Genomic DNA, 12,899 nt, shown 5'->3' on the forward strand with positions numbered 1-12,899 from the left:
TGCGCTAGTTTATCTTATCTCTGTAGCGTTGATGATGTTGGTATTGGTGTGTGATCTGATGCTAGAAATAACAAATTATAATAAATATTAATATAGATAAAGAGATCTTATTATGTATCCTGTGTCCTCTGTGATCGGTAGTGTCGCTGCTTCTAGTGTTGTCACAGAGAGTGGAAATGATACTAGTAATAATGCGAGTACTACACAGGGTGATGATTTGCAGCCAGTTGATGTTACTACTTCAGGTACTGCTGTAGGTCATGTGGTGAGTACTAGGAGTAAAGATAAGACTTCTGCCAATAAATATGTCACTTCTGTTGCTGTTTCTTCTTCAGCTGCGTCCACATATTTATCACCTATGACTGAAACAACTGAATCTGAACCTGGGTCGTTATCTAAGACGCATCTTCAATCTAAGACACAGCTAAGTTCTTCTTCAACCACCGCTACTTTAATTACTGCTACTACTGTAGGTAAGGAGAGTACTATGGGCAGAGCTATAGGTAAGGCTATTGCCCAAAAACCTGTTACTTCTACTGTTGTTTCTCCTTCAGCTGCCACTGTATCTCAAATATATGGTACATCAAAACCAAGTCAGAAACGTGAGTTGAAAAAATTGAGCGATGTTAGTTCTGAAGATTTTTCTAGAGCCATCGATGCCGCTGGTGTTCCCATAGTAGAATTTTCAATTGGAAGTAATACATTAAATCTGAGTCGAAAACGTGCGATAAAAAGTAATACTTCAGCTACAATAGGTCCCAGTTCTTGTGGCATCCGTTTTCGAAAAATTTTGCCCAAGCCTGATCCTGTAGTTTTTGATCAACATGATAGTGTATCTGCTACTGCTAATGTCCCTACCATTGTAACCTTACTTGGAGGTACGGGCTCTTCCTTGACTTCGGATATTTTGAGTTTACTGGGTGTTACGTTATCTCCCGAGAGTGTTCGAGTCATTGAAGGTCTCTTTTTTAAAGTTAATGAATTCTCTAGATGTATTTACAGTAATACGGTAAGAACACAACTCCTATCAAGCGTGAGTAACAAACTTACTGTGACTGGATATGCTATTTGGTACTGTACTTATAGGGTGATGTGTGAAGATATTTTTGTATTCAAGTGCCTTGCTGAGTATCATGCTAATCATCGACCTGGTTTTATACGTGCTCTTCCTGATATTAAAATATTATCGGATTCTCCTGATCGTAATATAGTTCCACTAGTTGGAGATAGTTTGCTGGGTTTTTTATCGAAACTAGATTGTGCTGTCCTTAGTAAGGTGAAGTCTGTTTTTAAATCTGATTGGGATAAAGCAGTTAGTGAGGTTTATGTTGCCCTAAGAGAGGAGTCCTTGAATGCTGTTAGTTGTAAAGATCTTATCGGTGTCCTAGACACTGCCGGTATTCCTTCATTAGCATTCACAGGCCTTACGCGTTCTTTACATTCTAGTTCTCAACCACTATTACATCGATCTAATCATAAATTGTCACCTCGTGCTCGTGCTCAATCTAAGTCACAATTATCTTCTGTTGGGGATTCCGCTGGTAGATTTTCTTTTGATCAATGTGTTGATTTGTTGGATGTTAAGTTACATCCTGATAGTGCTGAAATAATTTATAAGCTCTTTTTTAATGTTCGTAAATCTGCCAGAATATTTCTCTCGATGTCGATGCTTAATCACATCTTAACTACTGTGAGTAGTAAACTTTCGGCTGTTGGGAAAGCTATTTGGTGCAAAACATACAAGGAACTGCATCTATCTAGATTTATGTATAGGTCCATTTGTATGTATCATGCCAAGTATCGTCCTGACTTTATACGTGATCTTGGTAGTGTTCGAGTATTATCAAGTTGTAGGCTAGTGCCATTAAATGGAGGTGAGTTGCTAGGTTTTCTATCGAGACTAGATTGTGCCATTCATGAGATAGTGGATTCTGTATTTAATTTGTGGTGGGATGAAGTAGCTAATAGAGTTTTTGCCGAACTGGAAGCTGAATCATTGAGTAATGTTAATTGTGGGGATTTTATTACGGTCCTAGATGTTGTTGGTGTTCCTGCAGTGGCGTTTTCGATTTCTCAAAGTTGCGTTAAAGTACGTGCGATTGCTGAAAATAGGACATCAGAAAGTAGCAGTAAATGTGCGGTTGAGGCTACGGAGTCTGGAAGTAGTACTATTGATCTTACTCATTCTTCTGTTACCTCTTTTTCACAACTTCAGTCTCAGAAGGAGTCTTCTTTGCCTTTTGTTACTGACTCTGTTGCCGTGCCAACTCTATCTGGCGATTCTTTTTTGGCCATTAGTGGGGATGTGTTAGTACCGACTGTAGATGTTTCTGCTTCTGCTTTGGGAGTTGGAGATGAGTTATCTGTTGAACCTTCATCTGAGTTGGAGGTGGCTGCTGATATTCTTTCTTCTTCTGCTTCGTCGGTTAGAGAAGATAGAGTTGGATTGACTGCGGTCGATGTTGCCCCTGCGTTTTGGGGGTTAGGAGATAGATCACTTTCGCTTCCTTCTTCACCTTCGATTTTACCCTCATCTTCATCTTCATCTTCATTTTCGTCTTCGTCTCCATCTGAATCAGGATTAGATGCCGATGTTTCCTCTTCCTCTCCAGAGTCACTTGAGTTATTTAGAGAAGTTGCATTAACTACTGAAGGTATTGCTTCTGCGTCGTCGTCTTTAGTGGGTGAATCAACTCATGCCTCCTCATCTGAGCAGCTAATAGTACCTATTACCACTTCTTCTTCTGTTTCTACTGCTATTGGAGAATCTTCCACGGCAGCTAGTAGTAGTTCTTCTAGTTACGTTCATGGACCTAAGAAATTACTTATTATGAGATTTGAGGGGACTTTCGAGGCATCTACTACTAGTAATGTTGCTGCTGGTCCTTCCTATTCTGCACCTGTGGTTGTTGATAATGTTCCGCTAGTGGCTGCTGCTACCGATACTACCACTGGGGATGTGGGAGTGAGACTGGCAGCATTGCTAAATCGAGAGCTTCCACCCTTACCGCCACCTGCTAGTGAATCTAGTGGGTCTATGAGAGGTGGTAGAGGAAGGTTGTCTTCTTCACATCGTGGTAGTGCTCAGAGAGGACGTGGTCGTAAAAGGAAAAGGAATAGTTAATTGAGAGAATTGATCTTACTTCCTTATTATTAGCATTGCATAATTTTATGAGCCCGATGTGTGCATGGTTTTGTTTTTTTCTGTGTTTGGTGCGGTTAATTTTTTTTATATGGTACATGATAAAATGGGAGTTGCTTGTTTTTTATAGCTGGTGGTTGATGGCGTGTTTAACGTTGGTTGTTCAGTAGTTAGGTGGATTTGTGAAATTAAATAAATTTAATGTCACTTACGAAGCACACTGTTCTTAATTTGTGAATTTTTATTTTGTGCGTAATTTATGCTAATTCAGCGAAGGAGTTGTTCATAATAGAATTGTATACCAGGATACGTATTGGATATCGGGCATTTGTGTTGCATGTAATACATGATTTTCAAGGTTTGTATGGCCCTTGTATAATAAGATACAAAGGTACTGTATGTCACGTGACCTGGATTGATACTTGTCTTTTTTTATTGAATTGACGGAATTTCTACATTTTAAGTATATTGCAAATAGTGTTTTAACATTTATACCAGTGCTAATCTTGTAGCAGTAGGTTGTTTTGTGTAGTTCATAGTATGTGTACGTGACGTATTTGCATTGTATTAGTTGTGTTGGTTATCTGCCATGTCACTCTGTTTATACTTATTTATATTACTTTAATTTATTTTGCTATTTTTAACATAAAATATTTGTTGATGTTTGCTAATAAGAGTGTTGTTATGCACATTCTATTGGTGTACTTTTGTTTGATTTTCAGTTAAATAATAACCAGTTGATGCGCTATGTTTTTATGTCATTAATCATTATTTATTGTGTGTAAATGTTTGTTTTTTTTAAATTATTTTTATGTGTAAGCTACCATTAGGGCAGGGCGGTGTGCTTTGTGTATCGTGGTGATTTTTGTGTGAATTATTTTATTAATTGGAATGAAATAGTTTGAGATACGGTGATAATGTGTAGATAAGTTTCTGATTATATTCCCGTTCGCGGTTCTCCGTATTTACTTGTTAGTGTGTACTTTTTTCTGTAATGTTGTGGTGTAAGTTGGAACTAAAAATAGTAAAAGTTGGAACCAAAGATAATAAAATAAAGAGAGATTGTTATGTATCCTTTGTCATCTGTAACCAGTAGTGTCGCTGATTTTGTTGGCGCCCCAGATGGTGAGGATGGTGGCGGAAACAAGGGGGCCACTGCAAAGAGTGATGATTTGCAGCAAGCTGAGCTTACTCCCCCAACTACTTCAACTGCTTTAACTACCCCAACTACTTCAACTGCTTTAACTACTACTGTGGTTAAGAGGGTGAGTACTAAGGGTAATGGTAGAGCTCCTGCCAAAAATGTTGATTTGGATGTTTTCAGTTCGCTTGGTGTTGCGCTATCTCCTGAGAGTACTCGAATAGTCGAGGGTATTATTATCAAAGTTGATGCATTGGCTAGACGTATTTATAGGAGCGTGATAGCCAAACAGCTCCCGTCACATGTGAGTAAGAAACTTACCGTGACTGGACGAGGTATCTGGTACTTTACCTATAGACTGATGTGTGAAGATAGTTTTGTGTCCAAGTGTATTGGTGAGTATCATTACAAGCACCGCCCTGGTTTTATACGTGATCTTCCTAGAATTCAAGTATTTTCTGATGGTAGTCTAGTGTCGTTAACTGGAGGTGGGTTGCTAGATTTTTTGTCGAGATTAGATGGTGCTATATATAATAGGATAAAGTCTGTTTTTGGCTCTTGTTGGAGTGAAGTTTCTGTTACTCTGGAAGGAGAGTCCTTGAGTGCTGTTAGTTGTAAAGATTTTATCGATGCCCTCACCATTGCCGGCATTCCTCCAGTGGTAATGTCTCTGGCGTCGGTGGCTGCGGCAAGATGTAAAGTTCGTGCAAGAAGTAAAGTCACGGTTGAGTGTGCGGCATCAGGGGTTAGTACTACGGATCTTACACACTCTCTCCCTTCCGGTTCTCAGTCATTACCGCCTCAGCCTCATACTGAATTCTTATCTAGTGTGCATTCTCAATCTGAGTCACGAGCAGGGCCTTCCTTGCCATCAGAGGAGGCTTCTTATACATCTTCTGAATTGATTGTACCATTTTCTGTTGGAGATTCTGGTGGTGGGTCTTCTTCTGATCTTATTGCAGCGAAAAGGCACAAGGATGGTGGTGTTTATGTTCCTACTGGTACTGATGCAGTGGTTATTCCTTCTGCTGTTGGGGTGCCACCTATTTCTTCTGAGGCGAATACCCTAACCTCTTCTGCAATTTCTTCTTCCTCCCCTTGTGTTTCACTGTCTGTTCAGTGTGTTGATTTGTCGGGTATTGAGCTACATCCTGATAGTGCTGAGTTAATTAATAAACTCTTTCAGGGAATACGTAAATCTGCCAGAAAGTCTTTCTCGAGTTCGATGATCAATTACATCTTAACTATATTGAGTAGTGAACTTTCTCCGCTTGAGAAAGCTATTTGGTTTAAAACCTATAAGGAACTGCATCTATCTAAGTTTATGTTTAAGTTTGCTTGTATTTATTACTATAGGTATCACATTGATTTTATTCGTGGTCTTGATGATGTTCGAGTACTATCAAGTTCATCTGATCGCAGACTAGTACCACTAGGTGGAGTTGGGTTGCTGAATTTTTTATCGAGGCTACGTTGTGCTATTCGTGGGGAAGTGAGGTCTACATTTAACTCGGAGTGGGATGAAGTAGCTGATAAAGTTTTTTCTGATTCTGTACTGGAAGGTGAATCATTGAGTACTCTTAGTTGTAAAGATTTTATTAGAGTCCTCGATGTTGTTGGTGTTCCTGTAGTAGCACTTCCAATTTCTCAAAGATATTACACAACAAGAAATAGAAGATTTGCGATACGTAAAAGAGAGATGTTGGGAAGTGGTAGTAGGTCTGCAGTTGAGGGGTCAGGAAGTAGCAGTGTTCCACATCTTCAATCTGAGACGCTGCCGGGTTCTTCCTCAGCGACTACTACTTCAACTACTGCTGCTGCCACAGGTAAGAAGATGGGTACTAGGGGTAAGGGTAAGGCTTCTGCCCGAAAACGTGGTACTTCTGCTGTTGCTGTTTCTTCTTCTTCAGCTGTTTCCATAGGCGAGGTGGTGGCTGCTGAGAGTGCTAGGGGAAGGTTTTCTGCTCAAAAATCCGCCGTTGCTCTAGATTGTGCTTCGCTATGTGCTATGGTACTTCCTGAGTGTGCTCTAATGATTAAAGGTCTCTTTTCTAAAGTTGGTGCACTTGCCAGGAGTATTTATGAAGACATGGTAAGCAAACAGCTTCCACCAGGAATAAGTGACAAGCTTTCGGTGACTGAAAGATCTATTTGGTACAGGACCTACAAGGAAACGTGTGAGGTTGGTTTTGTGTCCAGGTGTTTTGGTGAGTACCATACTGAGCACCGCCCTGATTTCGTACGTTCTCTTTCTAAAATTCAAGTATTATTGGATGCCGAAGGTGATTTGCTAGATTTTTTATTGGGGCTAGATTGTGCTATCCGTAGAGAGATGGAGTCTGTTTTTAGCTCTTGTTGGAGTAAAGTTTCTGTTTCTCTGGAAGATGAGTCCTTGAGTGCTATTAGTTGTAGAGATTTTGTTAGAGTCCTTGACATTGCTGGCATTCTCGCAATGGCGTTATCAACAAAGGTAGAGGCCTATATAAGGAAAAAAGGTAGTAAAGGTGATGGTGTAGCACCAGTGATTAGTGTTGTAGACCTTACGCGTTCTTCTCTCCCAAACCCTCAGTCATTACCATCTCAATCTAGTTCTTCGTTACCATTAGGAGAGGCTTCTAGTGCACCCCATGAATTGACCACCCTGTTGTCTGTTTCTGTTGGGGGTCCTATGGGCGGTTCTTCTTCTGATACGATTGTAGCAAAAAGACATAAGAGTAGCGATAGTGTTCCTGTTGCAGGGACCATTTGTACTACTGATGTTGGGGTGCTGCCTGTTTCTACTGAAGCGAGTATTTCAACTGCTTCTGCAGTTTCGATCTCTTCCTATAGTGCTTCATTATCTGTTCAATATGTTGATTTGCTTGGTGTTAGGTTACATCCTGATAGTGCTAAACTAATTTACGATCTCTTTTTTGTCATTCGTAAATCTGCCAAAACGTCTTGCTCGGTGGTACTGGGTAACCTATTAAGGTCCGTGAGTAATGGACTTTCGATGGTTGGGCAGGCTGTTATTTGGTGCAGAACCTATAAGGAACTGCATTTACTTGGTTTTATGGCTAGGTTTCTTTGTCTCTATCATTCCAAGTACCGCCCTGATTTTATACGTTCTCTTGCTGGTATTAGAGTATTTTCGAGTTCCTCTGATTGTAGGCCAGTGCCACTAAGTGGAGAAGTGTTACTAAGTTTTCTGTCTAATCTGGATTGTGCTGTTCGCGAGGACGTGGAGTCTATATTTAACTTGAAGTGGGATAGCATAGCTGATTCAGTTTTTGCTGGACTAGAAGATATATCGTTGAGTGGTGCTGATTGTGAAGGTTTTATTAATATTTTCGATGCTGTTAGTGCTCCCGTAGTAGTATTTTCAACTTATCAAGAATATGAAAAAAAGCGTGTGATGTATAAGAGAAAGAAATCAGGAAGTGGTAGTAAATGTACGGAGGAGGGTACTGGCTCTGTTCCCCAAAAACGTTTTATGAGTAAGAGCAAGACATCAGGGGATAGTGGTAAATGTGCGGAGGTTACGGAGTCAGAAAGTCGCACTGTTGATCTTACTCGTCGTTTGGTTGTCTCTCTTCCACGACTTGAGTTTCAGCATGAACTATCTTCTCAACCTGAACGTGAGCCATTACCTAAGCATCATCTTCGGTCTGGGACGACATTAGGGTCTTCGTTGCCATTAAAGGAGGATTCTGGTCAGTCTTCTTCTGGATTTGTTAAACCGCTTTTTTATAGACATCAACCTGTTAGTTTATTTGCTACTGCTACTGTTTCCACTTCTGACAAGTCTTCTTCGAATATTGATGATGGTGTTTCAGCCTCGACTAAGGATTATGCTTGTTCTGAATTTGGAGCTTTAGCAGGTGAAGCATCTCCTGTACCTTTATCACCACACTCGATTTCATTAGCACCTTTGTCTTCATCTCCATCTACTCATGAGTCTTACACTCAATCTGATATGCAATTAGGATTTTTGGTCTCGACAGAGGAAAGTGTTGTTTCTGCGTTGAAGGGTTCAGGGGATGATTCACTTTCGCCTTCCTCTTTACATTCTATTGGGCCTTCATCTTCATCTTCATATTTATCTTCATCTCCATCTGAATTAGGATTAGATGCTGATGTTTCCTCTTCCTCTACAGAGTCATCTGTATCGAATAGAGAAATTGTTGGCTTAGCTACGGAAGTCATTTTTTCTGAGTCGAGGGTTTTAGTAGGTGAATCAACCCCTGTATCCTCGTCTGATCAGCCAATAGTGCCAATTACTGTCCCTTCTTCTGTTTTTACTGCCTCTATTGGAGAACCTTCCACGGCAGCTAGTAGTAGTTCTTCTGTTTATGTTTACGGACTTAAGAAAGCACTTATTATGAAATTTAAGAGGCCTTTTGAGGTATCTACTACTAGTAATGTCGCTGCTGAACCTTCCTCCTCTTCGACATCTATGAGTAGTAGTGCCGTTTCTGGACCTTCCTCTTCTGCACCACCTGTTGATGTTGGTAATGTTCCGCTAGTGGCTACTGCTACCGATACTGTTTCTGAGGATGTGGGAGAGAGATTAGCAGCGTTGCTAAATCGAGGGCTTTCACCTTCACTACCTGCCGGTGAATCGAGTGGGTCTAGAGGGGTACTAGAGGGGGGGGCTTCTTCACATCGTAGTAGTGCTCAGAGAGGGCCTGGACGTAAAAGGAAAAGGAATAGTTAATTTTGGAATTAATTTTACTCCTTACTATTAGTGCTACATGATTTTATGTGGTTGCTGTAAGGGATGTTTGTTTTGATACGATAAATTTACCGCTGGGTTTAGTTAATAACTTTTTTATACCAATACAATAAATTATGCAATTTGTGTACTATTAAATATTCCTACTGCCAGTTGATTGCTAATTTAATGTCCTTAACATATTAAGTTTTTTTATTTTTTTTTCTCGTGTACAGTGAATGATTGTATATAACATAATACAAAAATATGATCTTTTATCTTAGCGCTGCAACTTTGTAATACGAAGTGTATTGAGTAAAATGTTGCTCAGTAGTACTAATTTATTCGTCCCATAATGGAGCAAGATGTATTTGTTATATGATCAATGGCTAAATATGTAAGATTTTTTTTATGTGGTACTAATACTACCCACTGTAAATTAATTAAAATAAAAAGATTCATTGAAAATCTAATATCGTACATATAGAACTAATTTCTTAATTTTTGAGTTTTTTATTGGAATACCATCAATCAATCATAAAATTTGCATACGAGAATCTATGCTGGATATTTATATCATACATGATAAATTATTGTTGAGTTTACATGATTTTTTCATACTAAATATGAATATGTTATAGCTATGCAAAGCGGGTAGTTTTATTGAATTTCTAGTTAACACAACATCGTAAAATATTAGTTGATCTTATCAAGTGAATCGTTAGTTGTATTCTGTTTTATCTGTTTTATTAATGTATATTAATTAATGTTAAATAATTTATACCTTATACGTTATATATTAACAATTTATTAATGCAATTAATTGTTATTTAATGGATGTAAATATTTGTTTTTTTTAAGTTTATATGTGGGATACTGTAGTTTGCAAGGGGTGTCTTTCCCATTTGTCTTTGTACATGGTAACTACTACTTTTGTGGATGTGCGTGTTAATTTTATGAATTGATCTACAAGACACACGATTTGCTGCTGGCCTGCTAGTGATGTTGTGAGTGTTTCGTTGAGTGACTTTACTTACTTCTTTCCTGTAATGTTGGTGTGTGGGTTAATGGTAGGATGTTAAAACAAGAAATGATAAATATAAAGTATAAGTAATGAGCAAGGAGAGGTTGTTATACAGATTCATTAGTTAAGTTAAATAATTGCCCAGTTAATACTTATTGTTAATACTTTGTCTATTCAATTAATCGTTATTTATTGGGTGTGGTTATTTGTTTTTTTAAGTTATATATCATAGCAGATGAGGGGTTTATTCGTTTGTGGGATCTTTTGTATGTGTGTAATTTATTTCATGAATAGAGTTACAAGAGTGATAGTGTACAGATTTTATTTTTTACTGTTAGCACATTTGTGGCTTTGCATGCATTTAGTCACTAGGGTGCACTAGTTTATCTTATCTCTGTAACGTTGATGATGTTGGTATTGGTGTGTGATCTGATGCTAGAAATAACAAATTATAATAACTTTTAATAAATATTAAGATAGATAAAGAGAGCTTGTTATGTATCCTGTATCATCTGTGATTAGTAGTGTCGCTGCTTCTAGTGTTGTCACAGAGAGTGGAAATGATACTAGTAATAATGTGAATACTGCACAGGGTGATGATTTGCATCCAGTTGGTGTTACTACTTCAGCTACTGCTGTAGGTCATGTGGTGAGTACTAAGAGTAAAGGTAAGGCTCCTGCCCAAAAGCATGTCTCTTCTGTTGCTGTTTCTTCTTCAGCTGCGGCTACAGGTTTATCACCTATAATTGAATCTGAACCTGGGTCGTTATCTAAGACGCAGCCAAGTTCTTCTTCAACCACTACTACTTCGATTACTGCTACTACTGTAGGTAAGGAGGTGAGTACTAGGGGTAGGGGTAGGGGTAGAGCTATTGCCCAAAAACCTGTTACTTCTACTGTTGTTTCTCCTCCAGCTGCTACTGTATCTCAAAGAGATGGTACACCAAAACCAAGTAAGAAACGTGAGTTGAAAAAATTGAGTGCGGTTGGTTCTGAAGATTTTTCCAGAGCCGCCGATGCTGTTAGTGCTCCCCCCATAGTAGAGTTTTCAATTAGAAATTATAAATCAAAGCGAATTCGGAAAAGTGGGTTGAAAAAATTGAGTGATGTTAGTTCTGAAGATTTTTCTAGAGCCGCCGATGCTGTTGGTGCTACCCCCATGGTAGAACTTTCAATTAGAAGTGATATATCAAAGCGGAGTCGGGAACATGGGTTGAAAAATTTGAGAGAAGTTACTTCTGAAGATTTTTCTAGAGCCATCGATAACGTTGGTGCTCCCATAGTAGGATTTTCAATTGGACGTGATACATCAAATCTGAGTCGAAATCGTGCGATAGAAAATAATGCTTCAGCTACAATAGATCTCAGTTCTTGTGGCATCAATTTTCGAAAAATTTTGCCCAAGCCTAGTCCTGGAGTTTCTGATCAACGTGATAGCGTATCTGCTGCTGGTAATGTCTCTAATGTTGTAGAATCACCTGTAGACACTGGGTCCTCTTTGCCTATTATTTTTCTTGTCCCTCTTCCTCAACCACAATCTCAGCCTGTATTTTCTGTACCTCTTGCTAGTGTATTTGTGACTGATACTCTCCCTGCTGACATATCATTAACTGGAGGTACTGGAGGTACTGGAGGTACTGGAGGTACTGGAGGTACTGGATATTCAGTGCCTATCGTTACTGATCCTGTTTCTGCTTTGGTAGTTGAAGACAAATTGCCTATTGAAGAACCTTCATCTTCGCTTGTTCCTTTATCTTTATCTACACCTTTTTGGGGCGAATCTTCTTCGGTTATTGGTGAGGATGTTTTAGCATCAACTGAAGGTGTTTCTGTTTCTGCTTTGGTAGTTGAAGACAAATTGCCTATTGAAGAACCTTCATCTTCGCTTTCTCCTTTGTCTTCATTTACACCTTTTTGGGGCGAATCTTCTTCAATTATTATTGGGGATGTTTTAGCATCAACTGAAGATGTTTCTGCTTCTGCCTTTGTAGTTGAAGATGAATTGCCTACTATTGAAGAACCTTCATCTTCGCTTGTTCCTTTATCTTTATCTACACCTTTTTGGGGCGAATCTTCTTCGATTATTAGTGAGGATGTTTTAGCATCAACTGAAGATGTTTCTGCTTCTGCCTTTGTAGTTGAAGATGAATTGCCTACTATTGAAGAACCTTCATCTTCGCTTTCTCCTTTGTCTTCATTTACACCTTTTTCACCTACATACGAGTCGAGAGCAGCTGCTGATATTTACTCTGCCTCTCCGTTGGCTAGGGAAGCTGTAGTTGAATCGACTTTGGTTGATGTTACTCCTGCATTTTGGTGGTTGGAAGATGAATCACTTTCTCCTCCCTCCTCACCTTCGATTGCTCCTTCATCTCTATCTTTATCTTCATCTCTATCTGGATCAGGATTAGATGCAGATGTTTCCTCTTCCTCTGCAGATTAACTTGTGTTGTCTAGATAATTTGGATTAACCTCGGAAGTTGTTGTTTCTGGTTTGGAAGTTTTAGTAGGTGAGTCAACTCCTGCGTCCTCATATGAGCAGCTAATAGTACCGATTACTACCACTTCTTCTGTTTCTGCTTCTATCAGTAAATATTCCATGGCAGCTAGCAATAGTTCTTCTAGTTGTGCTTACGGACCTGAGAAAGCATTTATTATGCAATTAGCTAAGGATCCTTTTGATATATCTACGAGTGGTGATGTCATTGCTGGGCCCTCCTCTTCTGCACCTGTGGGTGTTGCTGATGTTCCACTAGTGCCTGCTGCTACCGATACTGATTCTGGGGATGTGGGAGTGAGATTGGCAGCATTGCTGAATCGAGGGTTACCACCTTCACCACCACCTGCCGATGAACCGAGTGGGTCTATGAGAGGTGGTAGAGTTGGGGTGTCTTCTTCA

Annotated in this window: 4 protein-coding genes; all 4 read left to right on the top strand. The window is 39.3% G+C overall.

The genetic code is table 11. From position 1 onward, the window contains the following. Positions 1 to 112 precede the first annotated feature (112 nt). Complete coding sequence (locus A6733_RS05175) at positions 113 to 3,124, top strand: hypothetical protein (protein ID WP_092460571.1); 3,012 nt, start codon at positions 113 to 115, stop codon at positions 3,122 to 3,124. A gap of 1,085 nt (positions 3,125 to 4,209) precedes the next feature. Then, positions 4,210 to 8,979, top strand: coding sequence for a hypothetical protein (locus A6733_RS05180; protein ID WP_092460573.1), 4,770 nt, complete (start codon positions 4,210 to 4,212; stop codon positions 8,977 to 8,979). A 1,517-nt stretch (positions 8,980 to 10,496) separates the two neighbouring features. Next, on the top strand, positions 10,497 to 12,443 hold the full coding sequence (locus A6733_RS08930) for a hypothetical protein (RefSeq protein WP_092460575.1): 1,947 nt from the start codon (positions 10,497 to 10,499) through the stop codon (positions 12,441 to 12,443). Between the two features lie 51 nt (positions 12,444 to 12,494). Beyond that, positions 12,495 to 12,899, top strand: a 405-nt coding sequence (locus A6733_RS05190; RefSeq protein ID WP_141663461.1) for a hypothetical protein, incomplete at its 3' end; no start/stop codon positions are given.

Source organism: Candidatus Ichthyocystis sparus (genome assembly GCF_900078745.1).
In the GTDB taxonomy this organism is placed as follows: Bacteria; Pseudomonadota; Gammaproteobacteria; order Burkholderiales; family 2013Ark19i; genus Ichthyocystis; species Ichthyocystis sparus.

Coding starts and splice junctions, on each gene's coding strand:
- A6733_RS05175 (WP_092460571.1), top strand. CDS start 113: ATGTATCCTGTGTCCTCTGTGATCGGTAGTGTCGCTGCTTCTAGTGTT.
- A6733_RS08930 (WP_092460575.1), top strand. CDS start 10,497: ATGTATCCTGTATCATCTGTGATTAGTAGTGTCGCTGCTTCTAGTGTT.
- A6733_RS05180 (WP_092460573.1), top strand. CDS start 4,210: ATGTATCCTTTGTCATCTGTAACCAGTAGTGTCGCTGATTTTGTTGGC.